This window comes from Marinifilum caeruleilacunae (assembly GCF_013141825.1).
GTDB lineage: Bacteria > Bacteroidota > Bacteroidia > Bacteroidales > Marinifilaceae > Marinifilum > Marinifilum caeruleilacunae.
On the sequence record NZ_RZNH01000001.1, the window covers coordinates 179,969 to 201,288 of the forward strand.

21 protein-coding genes are annotated in these 21,320 nt (G+C 38.0%); 9 read left to right on the forward strand and 12 right to left on the reverse strand.

Features of this window, described 5'->3' with window-relative positions; genetic code table 11:
- The gene (locus ELS83_RS00875; protein WP_171593607.1) at positions 1-1,359 is read right to left on the reverse strand and encodes an amidohydrolase family protein; all 1,359 of its coding nucleotides are present in this window, start codon (positions 1,357-1,359) and stop codon (positions 1-3) included.
- A gap of 15 nt (positions 1,360-1,374) precedes the next feature.
- Positions 1,375-2,493, reverse strand: a complete 1,119-nt coding sequence (locus tag ELS83_RS00880) for an aminotransferase class I/II-fold pyridoxal phosphate-dependent enzyme (RefSeq protein WP_171593608.1) — start codon at positions 2,491-2,493, stop codon at positions 1,375-1,377.
- Positions 2,494-2,763: 270 nt separating this feature from the next.
- On the opposite strand from ELS83_RS00880, the gene ELS83_RS00885 reads away from it, so the two are divergent.
- Positions 2,764-3,354 (forward strand): NAD(P)H-dependent oxidoreductase, encoded by a 591-nt coding sequence (locus ELS83_RS00885; protein ID WP_171593609.1) that lies wholly within the window; start codon positions 2,764-2,766, stop codon positions 3,352-3,354.
- Positions 3,355-3,356: 2 nt separating this feature from the next.
- Positions 3,357-5,273 carry a monovalent cation:proton antiporter-2 (CPA2) family protein gene (locus ELS83_RS00890; RefSeq protein ID WP_171593610.1) on the forward strand — a complete coding sequence of 639 codons (1,917 nt, stop codon included), beginning with the start codon at positions 3,357-3,359 and terminating at the stop codon, positions 5,271-5,273.
- A gap of 82 nt (positions 5,274-5,355) precedes the next feature.
- Here the strand turns inward: ELS83_RS00890 and ELS83_RS00895 are convergent, their stop codons facing one another.
- The 6 genes from ELS83_RS00895 to ELS83_RS00920 all read right to left on the reverse strand — a co-directional run bounded on the left by ELS83_RS00895 (position 5,356) and on the right by ELS83_RS00920 (position 10,746).
- Complete coding sequence (locus ELS83_RS00895) at positions 5,356-5,667, reverse strand: putative quinol monooxygenase (protein WP_171593611.1); 312 nt, start codon at positions 5,665-5,667, stop codon at positions 5,356-5,358.
- Between the two features lie 19 nt (positions 5,668-5,686).
- The gene (locus ELS83_RS00900) at positions 5,687-6,502 is read right to left on the reverse strand and encodes an SDR family oxidoreductase (protein ID WP_171593612.1); all 816 of its coding nucleotides are present in this window, start codon (positions 6,500-6,502) and stop codon (positions 5,687-5,689) included.
- A 223-nt stretch (positions 6,503-6,725) separates the two neighbouring features.
- Complete coding sequence (locus ELS83_RS00905; RefSeq protein ID WP_216616287.1) at positions 6,726-7,586, reverse strand: helix-turn-helix domain-containing protein; 861 nt, start codon at positions 7,584-7,586, stop codon at positions 6,726-6,728.
- A 74-nt stretch (positions 7,587-7,660) separates the two neighbouring features.
- On the reverse strand, positions 7,661-8,413 hold the full coding sequence (locus ELS83_RS00910) for an SDR family oxidoreductase (protein ID WP_171593613.1): 753 nt from the start codon (positions 8,411-8,413) through the stop codon (positions 7,661-7,663).
- 200 nt (positions 8,414-8,613) lie between these two features.
- Positions 8,614-8,901, reverse strand: a complete 288-nt coding sequence (locus ELS83_RS00915; RefSeq protein ID WP_346728145.1) for an HU family DNA-binding protein — start codon at positions 8,899-8,901, stop codon at positions 8,614-8,616.
- Between the two features lie 210 nt (positions 8,902-9,111).
- A complete protein-coding gene (locus ELS83_RS00920) occupies positions 9,112-10,746 on the reverse strand; it encodes a patatin-like phospholipase family protein (protein WP_171593615.1) in 1,635 nt (544 codons plus the stop codon).
- Between the two features lie 256 nt (positions 10,747-11,002).
- Between ELS83_RS00920 and ELS83_RS00925 the strand changes: the two genes are divergently transcribed.
- Together ELS83_RS00925 and ELS83_RS00930 are read left to right on the forward strand one after the other, a co-directional pair.
- On the forward strand, positions 11,003-12,034 hold the full coding sequence (locus tag ELS83_RS00925) for an aldo/keto reductase (RefSeq protein WP_171593616.1): 1,032 nt from the start codon (positions 11,003-11,005) through the stop codon (positions 12,032-12,034).
- A 113-nt stretch (positions 12,035-12,147) separates the two neighbouring features.
- Complete coding sequence (locus ELS83_RS00930) at positions 12,148-13,071, forward strand: helix-turn-helix domain-containing protein (protein ID WP_171593617.1); 924 nt, start codon at positions 12,148-12,150, stop codon at positions 13,069-13,071.
- An 18-nt stretch (positions 13,072-13,089) separates the two neighbouring features.
- Here ELS83_RS00930 and ELS83_RS00935 read toward each other — a convergent pair whose 3' ends face one another.
- The 4 genes from ELS83_RS00935 to ELS83_RS00950 form a co-directional block, all read right to left on the reverse strand.
- Positions 13,090-13,560, reverse strand: a complete 471-nt coding sequence (locus tag ELS83_RS00935; protein WP_171593618.1) for an RNA methyltransferase — start codon at positions 13,558-13,560, stop codon at positions 13,090-13,092.
- Between the two features lie 164 nt (positions 13,561-13,724).
- Positions 13,725-14,843, reverse strand: coding sequence for an NADH-dependent flavin oxidoreductase (locus tag ELS83_RS00940; RefSeq protein ID WP_171593619.1), 1,119 nt, complete (start codon positions 14,841-14,843; stop codon positions 13,725-13,727).
- 69 nt (positions 14,844-14,912) lie between these two features.
- Positions 14,913-15,878, reverse strand: a complete 966-nt coding sequence (locus tag ELS83_RS00945) for a haloalkane dehalogenase (protein ID WP_216616289.1) — start codon at positions 15,876-15,878, stop codon at positions 14,913-14,915.
- Positions 15,879-16,123: 245 nt separating this feature from the next.
- Entirely contained in the window at positions 16,124-16,954 is an 831-nt protein-coding gene (locus tag ELS83_RS00950) for a helix-turn-helix domain-containing protein (RefSeq protein WP_171593620.1), read from the reverse strand.
- Positions 16,955-17,159: 205 nt separating this feature from the next.
- Between ELS83_RS00950 and ELS83_RS00955 the strand changes: the two genes are divergently transcribed.
- From ELS83_RS00955 to ELS83_RS00975, 5 genes are all read left to right on the forward strand, one after another.
- Positions 17,160-18,200, forward strand: a complete 1,041-nt coding sequence (locus ELS83_RS00955; RefSeq protein WP_171593621.1) for an alpha/beta hydrolase — start codon at positions 17,160-17,162, stop codon at positions 18,198-18,200.
- A gap of 96 nt (positions 18,201-18,296) precedes the next feature.
- Positions 18,297-18,668, forward strand: coding sequence for a DUF2255 family protein (locus ELS83_RS00960; RefSeq protein WP_171593622.1), 372 nt, complete (start codon positions 18,297-18,299; stop codon positions 18,666-18,668).
- A 36-nt stretch (positions 18,669-18,704) separates the two neighbouring features.
- Positions 18,705-19,388, forward strand: coding sequence for a nitroreductase family protein (locus tag ELS83_RS00965; RefSeq protein WP_171593623.1), 684 nt, complete (start codon positions 18,705-18,707; stop codon positions 19,386-19,388).
- Between the two features lie 12 nt (positions 19,389-19,400).
- Complete coding sequence (locus ELS83_RS00970; RefSeq protein ID WP_171593624.1) at positions 19,401-20,324, forward strand: helix-turn-helix domain-containing protein; 924 nt, start codon at positions 19,401-19,403, stop codon at positions 20,322-20,324.
- Between the two features lie 128 nt (positions 20,325-20,452).
- On the forward strand, positions 20,453-21,265 hold the full coding sequence (locus tag ELS83_RS00975) for an SDR family oxidoreductase (protein WP_171593625.1): 813 nt from the start codon (positions 20,453-20,455) through the stop codon (positions 21,263-21,265).
- The last annotated feature ends 55 nt before the right edge of the window (positions 21,266-21,320 follow it).

Genomic DNA, 21,320 nt, shown 5'->3' on the forward strand with positions numbered 1-21,320 from the left:
TTAATGAATTCTTAGTGATTTGCCCAGTTTGGCGTTTACGATCTTATTATCGGTAGTAGCAATTTGTCCATTTACAATCACATGTTTAATGCCCTTAGGTTCATCTGTAGGTTCGATAAAGCTTGCTGTATCATGAATATCTTCCAAACCAAACAAAACAAGGTCGGCATCTTTTCCAATGGCCAGATTTCCCTTATCAATTCCTAAGCGTTCTGCGGGCATTTGAGTCATTTTTCGAATGACTTCGTATACCGACATGCTTTTACGTTGGTTCACCAATAAATTTAAAGCTCTTGGAAATGTTCCTGATACTCTTGGGTGACCTTGCATGTTATTCAATACGCCATCACTTGCAATCATAACATTTGGATGTAATAAAGCCTGGTCAACTTCCTGACTCTTCATTACATGTGCGGTAGTTAATACATCGGGATGTTTCTGCCTCAAATGTTCGAATAATTCAGGAGTACAACGTTGATTTTTGTATTCGCCCTCCAATACTTCAATGGCATCATAACCTGTGTTGTATCGCTCTAGAAATCCATCATCATAGGTTGTTCGGCCAATGGCTACACAAAATGCATAATACGGATAGCAATCGCAGGCAATATCTACTCCCTGGGCTTTATATTGATCTACTGCAGAGAGAAAATCGTCCATCTGTCCAAAAGCCGCCATGCTACCAATGTGCGATACCTGCATTTTACTTTTTCCATCTAAACCGAAGGAAATAAACTCATCAAGAGCGTCAATCACCCCTTCGGCATCGTCGCGGATATGGGCCGATATCACACGATTGTGCTTCTTCGCCATTTCGGCAACAGCAAAATATTCATTGGTATCGGCGCCAGGCACATAACGCAACCCAAAGGAAACGCCAGCAAGTCCTTTCGACATCCATTCATCTGCGATTTTAGCCATTTCAGCTACCTGTTCCTTGCTAGCCAAAGCATATTTGTCGGTATGCTGAATGGCCAACCGCAATGAATTATGAGGAAGTAGCATTCCCAAATTAATCGGAATTAAATCCTGATCTACTTTATCTAAATATCCTACTGGGTTTTCTGCTCCAAACCCACAGTTTCCCGCTATTGCCGTGGTAACTCCCATTTTAAGCATGCTTTCGAAAGTACCTACTTCAAACTCCCCGGTTTTTTCATCGATATTGGCTTCATGCATATGAATATCAATAAAGCCTGGCGCTATAATTAATCCACTGGCATCAATGGTAATTTCGGCTTGTAATTCCTGATCGGATATTGCTGAAATTTTACCATCCTCTATCAGCAAATTCAATTTTGAGTCTATTTTATTGGCTGGATCGATTAGTCGTCCCTTATTAATTGCAATTCGAATCATATCAATAGGTTGAAATTAGATGATCTCTTTTAAGTTGTCCAAAAGAAGATCGATTTGTTCGTTGCTGTGTGTTGAGAACATTACGGTTCGCAAAACCCCTTCGGGACCTGCTCCAATATATTTGGTGTACTGTATGTAAATATTTCTCTTCAGCACTTCGGCATGAATGGCTTGCATCTGTTCTGCATTTCCAATTTTGAATGAAGTAACAGGAAAATCATTGTTTTCTACTTCAATACCCAATTGGCGCAAACCATTTTTCAAACGCATTGCATTGGCCCTGATCGTATCGCGCCATTCCGGATGATCGCTAACCAATTGAAGTCCTTTTAAAGCAGCACCCGCCGCTGCACTTACTGGTGATGTTGCACCATCAACAATGTGTCCATGTTTTACATGGTAGATAAACTCTTCCGATCCTGGCACAAAACCACCATAAGCACCGAATGCCTTCGATAAGGTTGCACCCATATACAATCGCTCCGATTTAAGCTTGTGATAATCGTAAGTTCCTCGTCCATGCTCCCCAATAATTCCAACTGGATGTGCATCATCAAGCCAGATAATGCCGTCATATTTTTCGGCAATCTTCAGGTATTCTGGAATGGGTGCCATCCATGCCCAAACCGGAAACATTCCATCACTAACAATTAAGGGTCTCTCATTTCCCTTTAAATGAGTTTTGATTTGGTTTTCCAAATCTTCAGCATCTCTTGATTTAAATCGATAAATAGGCAGACCCGTGGTAAGCGCAGCTTCTTCGTTGCAATAATGCACTACCTCGTCCATAAAAATCACATCAAATTTCTTCATCGCTTTCAAAGCCTGAATCCCAGCCATATTGCTCAAGTAACCTGATGGCAGATAAACTGCATCTTCAGTGTCGAAATACTCAGCAATTTTCTGATCCAGCTCCAATAACAAATCGGTAGTACCAATTCCAGCTCTGGAAGTAGCTGCCGTAACTCCATATTTTTGCAAAGCATCTATCGAAGCCTGAATAATTTCAGGGTGATTTTGCAACTGAAAATAACCTACACCAGCAAAGTATAGCATATCCTTATTGTGGATTCTCGTTGAAGAACCTGTTGGTCCATCGAGTATATATTTGAACGGAGAGTTCTTTGTGTTCATCTGTTTTAATATTTGTAAATAAAATTGCTTGGTAAATATAAAAACTTAATTGGTAATACATGTTACCTAAATCGGATAAATTGCTTAAAAAACGCATTTGGCAAGTACTATTCTAAGTCAAAATCAAACAGGCTTATCGTCATTTTTATCACAAACACAGTTCATTATATTTACAAGCCACACTTTGTTTGTTTTCAATAAACACTTAACTTTAAAAGACATTCTTACAATTTTACAGTTCAACACCAAATAAAAAGAGAAATATACTCTATGAAAATTTTGATACTATTTGCTCATCCGGCCTTTCAGAAATCTACAGTAAATAAGGCCTTAACAGATGGGATTAATTTGATTGAAAACGTCACATTTCATGATTTGTATGAAGAGTATCCAGACATGGATATCGACATTGATCGAGAACAGGAATTACTAACAAAACATGATTGCATTGTATTTATGCACCCAATGTACTGGTACAGTACACCGGCCATTTTTAAGGAATGGCAGGATTTGGTATTGGAACATGGATGGGCCTATGGCAGCACTGGAAATGCTTTGCTTGGAAAATTATTCTTCCTTGCTGTTACTACTGGTGCACCCAAAGAAGTCTTCCAAAAAGGCGAAATACAAAACTATACTGTACGAGAACTCCTGGCCCCTTTAACCCAAACGGGAACCTTTTGCAAAATGAATGTTATTCCACCATTTGTTACGCATGGCGGACTTATTTTGGAAGGAGAAAGACTACTGCAATACAAAGCCGAATACCACAAGTTGTTAACGCATATTGCACAAGACAAACTGGATCCTGAAAAGGTAAAAGAATATGAATATTTGAACCATTATATTAAGGAGGTATAGTTATGCATGAAGGTGGATTTTTTTATCAGGCTTTTGTATACATGAGTGCAGCGGTTGTTTCTGTACCATTGGCTAAAAAACTTGGACTTGGCTCTGTACTTGGATACCTTATTGCAGGGATCGTAATTGGTCCTTACGTTATAGGATTAATTGGAGAAGAAGGTCAGGATGTAATGCATTTTGCCGAATTTGGTGTGGTAATGATGCTCTTCCTGGTTGGTCTTGAATTACAACCATCCTTGCTTTGGAAACTGCGTGCACCCATTTTAGGATTGGGAGGTATGCAGGTAACAATTACCGCAGGTATAATTATGGCTATTGCACTTTTAGCAACGCCTTTAGCATGGCAAACGGCTCTTGCCATTGGATTAACCCTGGCACTCTCGTCAACTGCCATCGTTTTGCAAACCCTTAACGAAAAAGGACAAATGAAATCAGAAGGAGGCCAGAATGCCTTCTCTGTCTTGCTTTTCCAAGACATTGCGGTGATTCCAATTCTAGCGATTTTCCCCTTGCTTGCCATCACAGATGGTGCTGCATCAGGGCATCACGATCATGCATTGTGGATCGATCATTTTCCCATAGCCATAAAAACAGCCATTGTATTAGGCGTAGTTGCAGCCATTATATTTTGTGGTAAATATTTAATTGGTCCGGCCTTTCGTCTCATTGCACAAACCAGGTTGCGAGAATTGTTTACTGCCGCGGCTTTGCTTCTTATTATTGGCATTGCATTATTAATGACCCAGGTAGGATTAAGTCCTGCCCTTGGAACTTTTCTTGCCGGTGTAGTTTTGGCTCAAAGTGAATACCGTCACGAATTGGAAACCGATATCGAACCCTTTAAAGGCTTATTGCTTGGTTTGTTCTTCATTGCCGTTGGTGCTTCTATCGATTTTAGTTTGATTGCTGCAAATCCCGGATTAATTGCCTTATTGGTAGCAGGTTTAATACTTATAAAATTTGTTGTATTGGCCATTGTAGGTCGTGTTTTTGGTATGGGTATGGATAGCAACTTTCTCTTTACTTTTAGCCTGGCTCAAGGTGGCGAATTTGCCTTTGTACTGTTCTCTTTTGCATTGCAAAACGGCGTGATAACGGCTGATGTAGCCAATCCACTCATAGCAGCAGTGGCCATTTCTATGGCATTAACTCCGCTTTTAATGATCATTAATGAAAAACTAATTCAACCGCGTTTTGGTACCAAAGAAAAAGATTCTCGTAAGCAAGATGATATTGACGAACAACAACCGTTGATAATAGCTGGTTTTGGTAGGTTTGGAAGTACCATTGGTCGATTTATGCAGGCCAATAATGTGCAGGCAACCTATTTGGATATCGATCCAAACAATGTAGACTTGCTACGTAAAATGGGCCTAAAGGTATTTTATGGCGATGCCTCGCGTCACGATTTGCTCGAAGCTGCCGGTGCGCACGAAGCTCAATTGTTAATTGTTGCGGTGGATGATTCGGAGAAATGCCATGAAATTGTAGAAACAGCAAAAAAACACTTTCCAAACCTACCAGTCTTAACCCGAACCATTGGATGGAACGACTCTTACGAGATGATGGAAATGGGTGTTGAAGGATTTTACCGGGAATATCTTGATAGTGCATTGCGCATGGGTGCCGATGCTTTGGGTAAAATGGGTTTCAGGAGTTACCAGGTACAACGATCATTAAAGTTGTTCCGTCGTCGTGATGAACAAATGGTTCGGGAACTGGCCGAACTTCGCCATGAACAAAGTGCCTTAATTCGTGGTTCGAAACAGCGCATTCAAGACATGGAACGATTGATGCAGGATGATTTGAACCGGATGGTAAAAGACAAAGACATGGGCTGGGATGCCACATCGATAAAGGCCGATTTTGGAACATTACTAAAACCGATTATTGACAAGGAACACCGGGAAGAATAAATCATTAAAAATAAAGGCTGTTCAACTGCAATAAAGCAAGTTTGACAGCCTTTTCAATTCCATTTTTGTGATCATTTTACAACTAATGACAACCTACTTCATCTTGCGATCTGTTGTACCTTGAAATTTGCATTTTACCTACCAATAAGGGTGAAAGCGCTGCTGCAGCCTCTTTTAAGTGGATTGTTTTCCAATGTTCAGCCTCAGATTCCTCACTATTCCAATGCTCAATTGTTGCAAAAACACCTGGTCTGTCCTCAGCTTCAAAAAACTGGTAATAAATACAACCGTCTTCTTGCCTTGTTTTTGCTCTTAATTGATCTAATATCTCCTGAACTTCGCCTATTTTATCCTTAAGGCATCGCATCTCTCCGACGATAAAAACTTCCTTCATAATTTCTTTTTAACAGATTCTATTTTTCTGATGTTACAATTAGTTCCCACAAGTTTGCCTGGTATTCCTTCACAAAATCTGCAAAGTTTTCAGGACATACATTTCTAAATTTGTGCGATTCCTTTGGAATGATATCCACCATGGCATCTGCCATTATTTGCGGATCGAACTGGAAATTTGGGTCAGCAAACATTGCTTGCATATCACGAAGTGGTTTTTCTGGTGTAAAATTCTTTTCGGTTTCAAACCATTGATCAACAGTTTCAAACATTCGATCGTTAAAACCAGTATTAAATGGTCCCGGATTAATTGTTGCCACCTGAACACCTAGAGGTTCAAGTTCTTGTTGCATTTGCTGAAATATGGCCTCTATGGCATGTTTCGATGCCGTATAAGGTGCCAAAAAAGGATAGGTTTGTAACCCTGCAGTTGAAGACGTAACCATTATTTTCCCATGGCCACGCTTTACAAACAAGGCCGCAAACTTCTGAGCAAGTTCAAGTGTTCTAAACACATTTATTTCAAAGACCTTTCGAAATCGTTCAACTGGTATTTCTGCAGCCGGACCCGTTTCTCCTGTAGCTGCGTTTAAAATCAGAATATCTGTTTGTTCTCCGTACTTACGAATCACGGTTTCGTGGTCAGCCTTGTTGGTATATTCCAACTTTTCTATGATCAAATCAAGACCTTTCTCACTGGCCTCATGCTTTAATAATGTTACTTGTGGCCAATCGTGAACAGTAGCAATTACCTTATGACCATTTTTGGCAAGTCCAAGGGCTGTTAATTTACCAATACCCGAACCTGCTCCTGTAATTAAAATCACTTTACTCATAACATGTTAATTTTAAATTTGTATTCTAGATTAGTATCCAATAAGGAATTATTAATTAACTTTCATTTTTTTGGACATAAGGATTCCAATATGTCAATGATTGATCGACAATCCTGTTAGGCAATGCAAAGCTTAATTTCTTATAGGATTCAGAGGTTTATTCTAAAAATGAATTTCAATCTTGAATTTCACTTTGGTGCGATAGTTTCATTTCTGATAAATATTAGAGTTTTTCCCGATATTGCGAAGGAGTACAACCTACATGTTTTCTGAATAATCTGGTAAAATAAGTTGGGTAATCAAAACCAAGAGCATGAGCCACCTCTGAAATGGATTTATCCATATTTTTCAATTGATTTTTCGCTTCGGATATGATTTTTTCGTGTATCAGTTCAAGAGCGGTTTTCCCGGTATTGTACTTTATCAGATCACTAAAATAATTGGATGACAAATGTAGGTTATCTGCAAAATAATTTACCGAAGGCAGCTGTTTCGGATGTTCTAAATAATAGTTGTTCAGTTCCTTTTTAAACGCTACCACAATCTTATTATACAAAGGTTCACGTGTTTTAAATTGTCGTTCGTAACACTTTTGTACGTAGGTTAAAAACAGATTGCAGTATGCCATTAACAAATCCATCGAATAATCATCCTTCTGATATTCATTGTATACTTGTTCAAATAAAGTTTCAATGCGCAATTGCTCATTCTCTGTTAAGAACAGAGCTTCCCTTATTTCATAATTAAAGAAGCTGAATCCAATCTGATTTTCTTGCAACAACAAAGGTGAAATCAAGATATGATATCCACTCCAAGGCGAATCAACATTCCAATGAAAAGCCTGGTTTGCCTGAATAAGATACATGAATCCTGATTTGGTATCGAACTCTGTATTTCCAAACCAATGCAAATCGGTCACGTTTCGCTTGAAAGCCATCAGGTAAAAATCAGATGTAATTTCGGGAGAAGAAAGGCGCAGATTTTTATGATCTTCGTACCTCACCACATCAATTAAATCTTTTTTGGGTGTTCCCAAATTGCAATATTGGTTGTAATCTTTAATTGTATCGAAATGTCTGCTCATATTTTAAAGCTAAGGAAAAACTAAATACAAGAACGAACCCGGCAGCCAAAATTACCGGGTTTGATGTTATTTTTCTAAAACTCTTGAATAGTTGGTCGAATCACAATTTCATTCACATCCACATCGGCTGGTTGCTCAACTGCATAGGCAATAGCACGTGCGATAGAATCGGCAGAAATTTCCATTTGTTCGTACAGGTTGTTTACGGCAGCGGAACTTTCTTTGTGCGATGTTCCATGTTTTAATTCCGATTCAATGGCACCAGGTTCGATGGTCGTTGTCCTGATGTGAGCTCCAGCTTCGTGTCTTAAGCCTTCTGAAATGGCGCGAACAGCAAACTTTGTTCCACTATAAACAGTACCTCCAGGACTAAATACTTTTACGCCAGCTACCGATGAGATATTGATAAAATGACCACTTTCCTGTTGTTGGAACAGAGGTAAAGCAGCTGCAACTCCATAAAGCACTCCTTTGATGTTGATATCAATCATGCGATCCCACTCATCCACTTTGATTTCACTCATTGGAGCAATAGACATTAGGCCTGCATTGTTTATCATTACATCAAGCTTTCCAAAGGTATCAACAGCTTTATCAGTCAATGCCTTTATCTCTTTCTGTCTTGTAACGTCAACTTTAAGATAATCAGCACTTCCACCATTTTCCTTAATTTCACTTACAATGCGAATCAGATTTTCTTCTCGTCTGGCACCAAGAACCACTTTGGCACCTTTTGCAGCCAAATATCTTGCTGTTGCTTCGCCCAATCCACTGCTTGCCCCGGTAATTACAACCACTTTTCCTCTAATGTTATCTTGCAAATTCATAATGATTTGTTTTTTGTTAGTACTAAAAGATTCTAAGGCAAATGTACAGTAGAGAGCTGGTTATCAACTAAAACAAAAAACGGAAAGAGTGAAACAAATTACAGAGCTGTACTATTTTACATCAATTTTAGGTACAAAAATAAGCGCATAAAAAAACAGCTCCCTTAATGGAAGCTGTTTTTAATATCAGTAAATAAATTTTAGTTTACCGCTTCGTCAATCGCTTTTCCTGGCTTAAATTTAACCACTTTCTTAGCAGCGATTTGAATTTCTTTACCAGTTTGTGGATTTCTACCTGTTCTGGCAGCTCTTTCAGTTAATGAGAAAGTACCAAATCCAATTAATTGAGCGCTCTCACCTTTCACTAATGATTCTTTAATAGAATCCATCATTGCATTTAATGCTTTTTCGCTATCTGCTTTTGACAACTCTGCCTTTTCAGCAATTGCTGAAACTAATTCTTGCTTGTTCATATAATTTTTATTAATTGAGGTCTGAAAATACTAAAAAAATCCTTACATCTATTGATTTTATTGAACTTTATTAACTAAAAAATCATTTATCCATTCAACAAAATAAGAGTTTTCAGTATGGTTTTAATAATCTGCCTACAATGCATGTTTCAAATTAATCCTGAATATCAATGATTTGATATTCTCTACAAAGAAGTATTCCCCTTAAAGGTGATAAGTGTAAACTTATTCCCTTGTATCCACCATAAACATTGGATCTTTGTTGAAAGCTATCCAATCTTTTTTTAGTGCCTTGTACATTTCATCCATACCTTCAGCATCTATTCCATTCTTTTTTAAATCCAGAATATACTTCATCAAATTATAGCAGGTGGTAAACTGACCACAGGCTATTAATGAATTCATTCTGTCCAGCTTAATATCTTCCTCGCTCCACCACAATGTAGTAGGCGCTTCAGAAGCGATCATGGCAACGGTTTTCAACTGCTTTTTCGGAGCAGTAATTTCTGCATTGGTTTTTCTTTCGCCATTCAGTTCTCCAATTACCGAACTAATTCTGCGATTCTTCAAACTCTCCGAAGAGTACAACAATTCATAATTCAGGTATCTGATCTGTTTCAGAAACACATTATTAATCATTTTTGCTCCCGAAGTGGCACGTTCAATAATCATGCGCTTTACCAGATCAATATCCAATCGCTGAAAAGATTTGACTTCATCGAGTAATGATGCAGGTACATTCTTTCTGAATATGGTTTTGATTTTTCGAACAATATCAGTTTTCACATGCCCTGCAATGGCTCCAATCATGCTTACACTTAGTCCGATTCCTGTTAAAATTCCACCAGTTATATATAGCGACGGCCATGCTTTGTCTTTAATCAATTCCAATGAGTTGATCAACATCAGTACGAAACCAGCAAACAAAACAAAGAGGTACAACCAGTGAAGTTTAATGTATTTCAAAAAGCTTCTGATTTTTTCTTTAATCGACATTTGGCTTGTATCTGTAGTGCTTTCGGCTTGCCATGGCTGCATATCGCTGCTGCCTACATCGTTCACAATAATTAAATCGAGCGGTTTATCACGCATTTTTGAATTGCTGATATTCACCATACTACCTATGCCCTGGTTGTCTACAATTCCTCCATCCATTACACCAAGTCCATGGCAGAAATCCGGCAAACGTTTAATGGCTTTGTATTGTGGATCTTTTCTATCGCGGATGTAATCGTCGGGAAAAACCAATGGCTCAAAACCTATGGGAAAACAAGAGGATGACGCAACAATATCAGCCAATGGTATTTTCGCACTGATTTGATTCATTTCGGCACATCGCAAACTGCCATTTCCAAAAACACCGACATTCTGAAAGCGAAATGCTTTTCCGTAAGAAAATTCGGTAGCATTAAAACAGACATGTTTCAAGTGTGATGATCTGCTCTTTTTAAACATTCCGAACTCTCCCTGAAAAATGGGCATATCGGCATAGCTTAAAGCAAAGGCATTAATAAGCGAAGGCCTTTTATGAGGATGCTTTGCCCAAACTTCGGCTGATTCGAGCTTACCAACTGCATTCTCAACCAACTTATCCTTGCCAGGTGTAAAGCTTTCGTAGAACCTGTGATAGAATGTTTCAAAATCGTAATTCTCACTCTGAACCGCCCTGGCAAAAGCTACTGCCAGTAATGATCCGCCACTAACCGAACTAAGAGCCTCTACATGATTCAAAAGAGTTTCATTTTTGAATGGAATTCGGTTTAAATAGGAGATTACGCCCAAAGAGAAGAAAGTGGCGCGATACCCTCCTCCACTAAAGCATAAACCGATGGATTCGAATGGGGTAATTGGGGTTTGCATAGCAATTATTTAAGTCGTGTTTTGTTATATGTGCTAAATATAAAAAATAATACGATTTAATAAGAATTTCTATTATTTCCTGCTTTCCTATTGGCTCGCTAAGCATCTTTTTAATCAAATATTGCTAGTAAGTTCACTTTTTAACTACTCCTGCAAAAATGTATACATCTTCAACAAAAATGGTTAACGCATAAGCACTTGTAATGTCCGTTCTTTGTATTGTGATTGATTTAATCGATAACTAAAAATTAAAATGATGAAATACAAAAGTTTAGGAAATACTGGATTGTATGTTTCTGAGTTAACACTTGGAACCATGACTTTCGATCAGAAAAATGAGACTCCTGAAGGATTTTCGGGTATTATTGGTGCTACGGGACAGGAATTGGCAACAAAGATGGTGAACCTTTCGATAGACGCTGGAATTAACCTTTTTGATACTGCAAACATTTACAGTGCAGGACAATCGGAAATTATGCTGGGAAAAGCTTTAGGCTCTAAACGAAAAGATGTTTTAATTGCAAGCAAGTTGTACAATACATTTACAAAAGGACCAAACGACCTGGGAACAAGTCGAATTGCCATTATGCGTGAAGTGGAAGCCAGTCTGAAACGATTAGACACCGATTACATTGATCTTTACCAGGTTCACAGTTTCGATCCCACAACACCCCTTGAAGAAACCATGCGTGCTTTAGATGATTTGGTTCGACAAGGGAAAGTAAGGTACATTGGTCTTTCCAATTTTAGCGCCTGGCAAATTGCCAAAGCCGATGGACTTGCAAAACAATTGGGTACGGAAAAATTCTGTTCGGTTCAGGCATACTACTCATTGGTAGGGCGAGAACTGGAAAGAGAGATCATACCTGCTTCCATGGATTTGGGTTTGGGAACACTAATTTGGAGTCCATTGGCAGGTGGTTTCTTAAGTGGCAAGTTTACTCGCGAAAGCGAAGCTACAGGCAGAAGAGCAAATTTTGAATTTCCACCAGTGAATAAGGAAAAAGGATATGATGTTGTGGATCAACTAAAAGAAATTGCAGAGCGTAAAAATGCCTCTGTTGCCCAAATTTCTTTGGCCTGGTTGCTGCACAAACAAGGTGTTACAAGTGTAATTATCGGAGCTCGAAAAGAAGAACAATTAATCAATAACCTGGGCGCAGTAAATATTGAACTAAGTGAGCAAGAAATGAAGCAACTGGATGAAGTAAGTGCATTGCTTCCAGAGTATCCGCAATACCTTCCTTCGATGCAACGTGGCGATGACTTAATGAGTGCATTCTCCTAAGTATTTTATTGTAAGCGTTTATCTATTCATAATAAACACCTTTGGCCTACTAACATGAAAAACTGTTAGAGCCAAAGGTATTTCTTCACTCGATTTTCTTTAATTTTATATCGATGATTCATAAAAACTATAAAAATATTACTGAGTTTAACCAGGATCAGAATTTACCTGAACCTGAAAATCCGCTTTTCATGGTAGGACATCTTAAATTGGGAGCAGATGAAATCAAAAAAATTTCTCCTTCTAAGAAAAGTATCAGTTATAACAGCCAGTTTTATGTGATCAGTTTAAAAAAGATTGTATCAGGTGAAATTATTTACGGACGTACAAAATATGATTGCAGTACTGGAAGTATGCTGTTTTGGGCTCCAAACCAAACCCTTATCACCAAGGACATTGCAATTACCTCAGAAGTATGGCACATCGCTTTTCACGATGATTTTATCAGAGGTTTGGATATTCGAAAAAAGATCAAAAACTACAATTTCTTCAATTACTATGTGAATGAAGCATTGCATCTTTCTCCAAAAGAGGAAGAAACCATCAAATCAATTTTCAAAAATATCTATAACGAATATCATAACAACCAGGATGAGTTTAGTAAGGATATTATTATCTCACAACTGGAAACACTTTTAAAATACTCCGATCGTTTTTACAAACGACAATTTATTAACAGACAAACAATTAACAAAGAGCTCTTTACGAAATTCAAGGAAATCTTGAACGCCTATTTTGAATCGAACAGGTTTGAGGAAGAAGGCATTCCAAGTGTTGAATGGATTGCCAACGAACTTGGAGTAAGTTATCGTTACATGAGTGATACCATAAAAGCAGAAACCGGCAAAACTGCCATCGATCAAATCAATTTATTCTTGATTGAAGAAGCTAAAAATCTCTTGCTAAAGGAGAATGTTCCAATTTCTGAAACTGCCTATAAATTGGGCTTTAAATATCCACAGTATTTTTCCCGTTTATTCAAAAAGAAAACAGGCTTAAGTCCAAAGGAATATATCGAATCTGTATCTGCCAATTAAGGATTACAGCTTGTAAAATCAATACAAAGTTTGTCCAAATTTTGCTTTCAGATTTCTATCGTACATGATAATGCTACCGGCTACAGAAACATTTACACTTAATCGGGTGTCGAATTTTACCAGGTGGTGAGATTTCTCGATGGCAGTTTTGGTTAAGCCATTGTCTTCGGCTCCCAACAGATACACACAACGACGAGGGTGTTTGAACTCTTCAAGATTTACAGCCTTATCATCCAGCTCCACACCCACCAATACAGCTCCCTTTGGAAGGTGAGCGTAAAAATCATCGAAGTTATCGTAATGGAAATAAGGCATTGCACCCGTAGCTTTATGTGTATCGCAAGCCTGTTTCGCATAGCGTTTTCCTACGGTAAAAATAAAGCTCGCTCCCATATTTTGAGCTGAACGCCACAAAACCCCTAAGTTTTCAGGTGTTTTTCCATTCTGAATTCCAATGCCGAAAAATCCCTGTTCCAATGTATCTATCATCTGTTTTTCCAATTAAGGCTGTAAATATAGGAGTTTATCGGCGAATAGCTATTGATAAACAAACAAACCTGTCCAGCACAAATGCCAGACAGGTAAGTTATAGAACCTCCGGTTATATTTCCCACTAAATCATAGTTCGGTTCTACTTTAAAATATCAGTTCAATTAATTCGATTGTTTCACTTTAAACCAACCTTCAAACTGTCCTACGGTTTTGGCAAAACGTTCAGGAATAATGATATCCTGGTAATAATCCAAATCAATTCCCAACTCGGGTTCTTCATTATTTTGTACTTTTTCTACCCAGTTTGGATCCGTAACAATTGCCTTTCCTATGGCCAGCAAATCGTAACCAATATTGTTTAAAGCATCTTCGGCATCCTCTTTTGTATTGATACCTCCTACTCCAATTAGAGGTTTTCTGCCTGCAATGGTCTGCAAAAGTCTTTTTCCAATTTTACGATCATCCGATTTATCGCGAATTGAGGAGTTTGCATAGTGATGCGATGAAATGTGCAGGTAATCAATTCTTTCATCAGACAAACGATCTACGAGTTTCAAAGTATCATCCATGCTAATCCCGGGATTTTCCAATTCTTCAGGAGAGAAACGGTATCCAATAATAAATCGGTCATCGGCATACTCATCGCGTGCTTTATTAGCCACCTTTATTAATTCTAAAACCAATTTCATGCGTTTGTAAACATCTCCGCCAAACTCGTCTGTTCTTCGATTGGCATGAGGCGAAAAGAATTGCTGAATCAGGTAAGTATTCGCTCCATGAATTTCAATCCCTTCAAAACCAGCCTTAATTGCTCGCACTGTTGCATGGTAAAAACCATCAATAAATTCCCAAACCTCTTTTGTTGTTAACTCTCTTGGCGTTGGCATTTCCTCAATTGTGTCGCCAAAAAAGTTATGATTAGGCTTAATTGCCGATGCACTTACCAGCTCTCCTTTGCTTGGATCTGCCATTCGTCCTCCGTGAAAAATTTGCAAGACCGCTTTTGCACCTCCAGCTTTTATTGCATCAGCCATTTTCTTTAAAGAAGGAATAAATTCGTCGGTTCCTGCATAAAACTGGTTGTCAAAACCTTGTCCATTTGCTTGGAAAAAAGTACAACCAGTAATAAACATGCCAACCCCCTTTGCACGTGCAGCGTAGTAATCGGCTTCAATGTCCGACACAGTTAGGTCATCATTCGATCCCCATGTAGTCATAGGTGCTACTACAAATCTATTTCTTAGTGTAACTTCCTTATTTAGTTTAAATTCTTGAAACATATTTTCTAATTCTAAAATGATTATATACAACTTCTAAACTTACCATCACACGTTTTGTATTACCTATTTTTACAATTGTTCCAACCAGTTTGCGATTGCTTTTCCAATGTTATCTGGTTGATCTTCCTGCACAAAGTGAATTCCTTCCCCGATATAAACAAAGTCGGTATTTTTCATGTTCTTTCGCAAGTATTCTACCACCGGAATGGGCATAAGCATACCTGGTGTAGCCCAAAGACAAAGCTTAGGAATCTCGCTATCGGTAACAAATTGCATGCTTGCCGCGATAATTTTAGTTACATCCTCGGGTTCGCCGCCAATTGGAATTTGTCGTGGCCAGGCCAAAAGAGGTTTTCGGCTTTCAGGAGTTGGGAATGGACGACGATACTCTGCTTTTGTCTCTTCTGATAATGGTGTGACCACCATTTCACGACTCAAAATTTCTTCGATAAAGATGTTTTCTTCCAGAGCCATTTTTTCACCAATACCTGGAGTACGCAGCTTTTGGGCAAACTCTCCGAAGGAGCCAAACGCTTCGTAAGAAGGAACCGGATGCACGGGTGGAACCATGGCATCCATAAAAGCAACTGCCGAAACAGTTTCGGGTCTTGTTCGGGCGTAAGTCCATCCCAAACCTGATCCCCAGTCGTGGATCACCAAAATGGCATTTTTCAATTTCAGCGAATCCAATAGTGTTGCCAAATGGTCGAACTGATCCTGAAAACTGTAATCGATATCTGGCTTGCCACTATCTCCCATCCCAATCAAATCTGGCGCAATTACCCGATAATCATTCATTACATAAGGAATAATGTTTCGCCACAGATACGACGAGGCCGGGTTCCCATGTATGAAAACTACAGGACGTCCTTCACCTATATCAATGTAAGCCATTTTATGTCCAAGAATATTGGCCGATTTTTTCTGGTGAGGATCAAATGTCTCTTCTGAAGTTTGTGCTTTAAGCGTTTGAATTCCTGTGCTCATGATAAACATTGCTATCATAGCCAGTAATGTTAATTGTTTTTTGTTCATAATTCTAGTCTGTTAACTTGTATGTGTAATTCCCATTAAATTGATCGGTTTTACCTCTCTCTATGTTCAAGCATCGCAACTGACACAAAATCCAACACACTGAATACATTGCAATTGAAAAGCAATTAAAATGCATTCACAGCTTGTTCACCTGTATTGGATCTGTTTCGGTTTTAATGACACGACAAATTACCTCAGAAAAATTGAGGTGGTAATTTCACAAATTCGGGGTTTACTTATACAAATTACAGGTTGCGGAATTTGGAAGGGGCAGTTCCTGTCATTTTGCGGAAAAATCGGGTAAAATAACTTGCATATTCAAAGCCCAATTGATCCGCCACTTGAGAAATGGTAGTGGTCTTATTTTGCAGTAAGTTTTTGGAAGTGTTAATGATATGAGCATGAATGTGTTCCAGCGCAGGCTTCCCGGTATAATGCTTAATAATATCGCTTAAGTAATTTGGGGTAACATTCAGATTATCTGCGAAATATTGCACAGAAGGCTGAGTAATTTCATCCCTGGATATTTTTGTATAATAGCTTTCCAGCTGATCAAAAAATCGATCTACCAAAGGGCTGTATTGCTGCTCTTTTCCTTGCATTTGCCTTTTATAGAATTGGGCAATATGGGTCAGCATCAAATTGGAATAACCTGCCAATAAATCAACCGAAAAATCAGGTTTACTGTATTCCTTATACGATAACTTAAATAAATCAGTAATGATTTGTTCTTCTTCATCGTTTAAAAATAGCAATCCATTCAAACGATAAGTTAAGAATGTATATCTCAAATGTTGGTTATTAGAGATCAAATTATCGGTTATTTGGACATAGTAGCCATTGTCAATTTTATAATCGCCCCATTCGAAAGGTTGGTTGGGACTCGAAAAACACATGCTACTTCTTCCATCATGCGCCTTAACATCGAACTTAACAGATACACGATAATAGTTGGTGTTTACAGCCGGAGATTCACTTCTAAAATCAGGTGTGTACAAACCAACATCAATCATATTGTGCTTTGGACTGGCAACATTAATGTATTTGTTAAATGCTTTAAAATCTGTAAAGTTCATCATTAAAAAATTATAACTGATTTTATCTAATTAATGACCACACATGAATACGCGCCAAATGTAATTATTTATTTCCAATAACAACAAATTTCTGATTTGATCCTTGATTTTACCAAAATGTATAAGCCAAGTACCAAAAAGTGTAAGGAGCAGATAGGCTTCTTGCCCCAACTTTGTATCAGTTAATCAATAGAATAAAAACGACATGAAACAAATGGTAAAAACAGTGCTTGCTTTGTTGCTGCTGGCAGCATTCACAAACAGTTCGGCACAAAAGAATAATTACTTAAAAGAAAATACAATGGAAAATTTTAAGGCAGGAAGAAATGAGGTGATGTTTAAAAGTCAGGCTTTGAAGCTTGCAGGTTTACTTTTTACGCCCGAGAATTTCGATTCGAATCAAAAATACCCAACAGTGGTATTCTCTGGTCCATTTAACCAGATTAAAGAACAAATGGGCGCTGTGTATGGAGAAAAATTTGCAAATAAAGGCTATGTGTTCTTATCATTCGATCATTTAGGCTATGGCGATAGCGAAGGAGAAATCAGGGACAACGAGAACTCTTTTATTAAAATGGAGAGCATTCGCGATGCTATAAGTTATTTGGGAACATTGGATTTTGTTGACAAAACTAAAATTTACGGATTAGGAGGTTGTGCCAGCGGGGGATATATGCCACTTGTTGCTGTAACCGACAAAAGAATGGCAGCAATTGCCACTGTAAGCGGAATGATGGATAACAAGACCAGTTATTTCGGTATGATGACCAAAGAACAGCTAATGCCGATATTCGAGATGGCCAATGCTGCCCGTCAAAAAGCTTACGAAACGGGCGAAGTTGAATACTACGATGCCCTGAATATGGCAAATACCGACCCTTCGAACGAAGGCTATGACTATTACATGACTGCAAGAGCTGGCAGAGAGACCTATCCAAATTACAGTCACCTGGCTCCAATGTTTTTAATGGAAAATGCACCATTAACCAGCGCTACAAGCTATGCTCCTTATTTGTATACTCCTTATTTGGGCATTATTGGAGAAAACACCGTTCCGGAAGAAGGCGAAACACCTTCACTTCTTCACACCGGACCTTTAACGGTAGATTTTTATAATGCTGCCAGCGAACCCAAAGAACTGTACAAAGTTCCCGGCGCTTCGCATGTTAGCTTGTACGATATTGATAAAGATGTAGATAAAGCCGTGGATAAAATGGTAGAATTTTTTACGAAGTACAGTAAGTAAATGTAAAGCTATAGAGGTCAGGTATTGACCTCTATTTTTAATCCAAATACCGGATTATTCACCAATTTTTAACATTGATTTTTTAAATAACCTAGCATGACAATTCAGGAAATTGCAAAACTCATTAATTCTAAATGGGTTCACCAAATAAGAGCAGGCGAAAAACATCGATTTGTTGACATTACAATTGTAGAAACAGAAGGAAGATTTTTTGTTCGACAGTACAAATTTGGCATGAGAAGCTGGTATCATGCCTTTCTTCAAAATTCTACGGGTGCCATTAAAATAAATGATACCATAATTCCGATTGATGGCGTAGTTCCTAAAGATTTGAAAGAAATCAATCCTAAAGTGAACCGAGCCTACTTTAAAAAGCTAAATGTTCTTTATCCTTTAATGAGATTGACCTACAATCGAAAAAAACATGAAGCTTCTACACTGGAACTCATTCCAAAAATAAAGATGTAAAATCTGAAAACAAATCATTTACTAAAACACAAATAGATGAAAAAAACATTTGCAATACTGCTTACAATGGGAATATTAAATGCTTGCACAAGTGCACATGGCAATCGTAAAGATGCTAATACTGGAGCAACGGCAATTGCTAGTGATATCATTAAACTTGATCAACCTAACATGAATCATAAAGCAAGTTTAATGGAGGCATTTCACAAAAGAAAATCGACTCGTAGTTTTGCAGAACAAAATATTAGCAAGCAAGATTTAAGCAATTTGCTTTGGGCTGCCGGAGGCATTAACAGGAAAAATGGTGGTAGAACAGTTCCTCTGCTTGGAGATATTTCAATTTATGTTGCCATGCAATCGGGTGTATACCAATATCAGCCTGTGCAACATGAATTAAAACAAATCATATCAGAAGACATTCGCGACCAAATTTCAGAACAAAGCACGGTAAAGAAAGCACCCCTGGTTTTTATTTATGCCATTGATGATAATTCTTTTCCTGATTTTATGAGTAAAGCCATGAAAGAAGCGCATGGTATGGATTTTTACTATGGAAATCAAACCGCATACTCCACACAAAATGTATATTTATATGCTTGCAGTAACAAGATGAATGCAGTGGTTATTGGAGGTTTTAAAAGAGAGTTTGTAGATCAGAAACTCATGTTCGATGAGAATAAAAATTCTTATCTTATACAACTGGTTGGTTATTCGAAATAAGAGATTATCGATATGAAAGAATTGAATTTTAAATCTATTGCACAGATGCATGAGTATTTTGGCGAAGCTGAACCTGAAAATCCTTTGTTCAGTATTCTGCATAGCATCAATTCCGATGCAGAAACGCAGGTTTGCGAAAATACTCCTGAACCTGTAAAAATATGCAACCAATTCTATTCCATCAGTCTCAAAAACATTATTGAAGGAGAAATTTTGTATGGTCGCACAAAATATGATTGCGATAAAGGCTCAATGCTGTTTATGGCTCCTGATCAAAGTATGATTATGAAAGGCATCGTGATTAGTAAAGAGTCGTGGCACATTGCATTTCAGAAGGATTATTTAAATGGATATGATCTTTTTAACAAGATTAAAAAGTACAACTTCTTTAATTACAATGCCAACGAAGCGTTACACCTCTCTCCTAAAGAAGAGAAAATTATGATGACGGTATTCGAAAATATCCATTTGGAGTACCACAACAACCAGGATGAATTTAGTAAGGAAATCATCATTTCTCATTTGGAAACCCTGTTGAAATATGCCGACCGTTTTTACAAGCGCCAGTTTTTAAACAGGCAAAGTATTAATAAGGCATTGTATACACGATTTAAAGAGGTTTTGAATGATTATTTTGCTTCAAATAAATTCGAATCGGAAGGTATTCCTACTGTTGAATGGCTCTCAACTCAATTGGGAGTAAGTCACAGATACATGAGTGATACCATTAAAGCAGAAACAGGAAAAACAGCGGTTGACCAAATTAATCTGTACCTGATTGAAGAAGCAAAAAACCTCTTGCTAAATCCGAATGCCAGTATATCGGAAACGGCCTACAAATTAGGTTTTGAATATCCGCAGTATTTCTCTCGCCTCTTTAAAAAGAAAACAGGCATGAGTCCGAAAGCCTATATCGAAAGTAGTTTATTGAATTAAAAGTCGGTTTTAAACCGACTTTTTTTGTGCCCACCAGTAAAACGGCTATCCATTCCTGTAATTTGGATACGTTAAAGGATTTGTTGTCTTCTAAATTTGTCCCATCAATGAATTAAAAAAATGATAAGATGAGAAAGACGGTAATCATTACAGGAACAAGTTCGGGATTCGGAAAACTTAGTGCGAAAAAATTTCAACAGGAAGGATGGAATGTAATTGCAACGATGCGAAATCCCGAAAAGGAAACAGAACTGCATCTTCTGGATCATGTTTTACTATGCCAGCTTGATGTTGCCGACAATCAAAGTATTAAGAAGGCAATTGCCGAAGGAATAAAGCATTTTGGTAAGATAGACGTATTGGTAAACAATGCGGGATATGTAGTGGCAGGTGTTACAGAAGAAATTCCTGAAGAAGATATACGTCGCCAATTCGATGTAAACCTATTTGGTGCGCTCAACACGATGAAAGCCATATTGCCACATTTTAGAGCAAATAAATCGGGTACGATCATAAACGTTTCGTCGGTTGGAGGAAAAATTACAACTCCATTTATGGCTGTTTACCAGGCAAGTAAATTTGCCATTGAAGGATTAACAGAGGCAATGCAATACGAATTGAATCCTTTTAATATCAAACTAAAACTGATTGAGCCAGGAGCTTTCAATACCAACTTAGGAACTTCTATGAGTTTTACTCCAACAAAAAATGAGAGTGATTACAAAAACATTTTAGATAAAGCAATGGCTGGCTATGCCAAATGGGGCGAGCAGCAACAAAATCCGCAGGAAGTTGCCGATGCCATTTTCAGTGCATGCACCGATGGTACAGAGCAATTTCGTTACCCTGTTGGGGCAGATGCAATACAAATTCTGGCTGCACGAAATCAGATGGACGATGTTGAGTTTAAAAGTATGATTGCACAAACTATGGATTTATAAATACGATCAAACCAATTCGATTTGTGCAACGCCACCAGGTCGCTTAAATCGGATT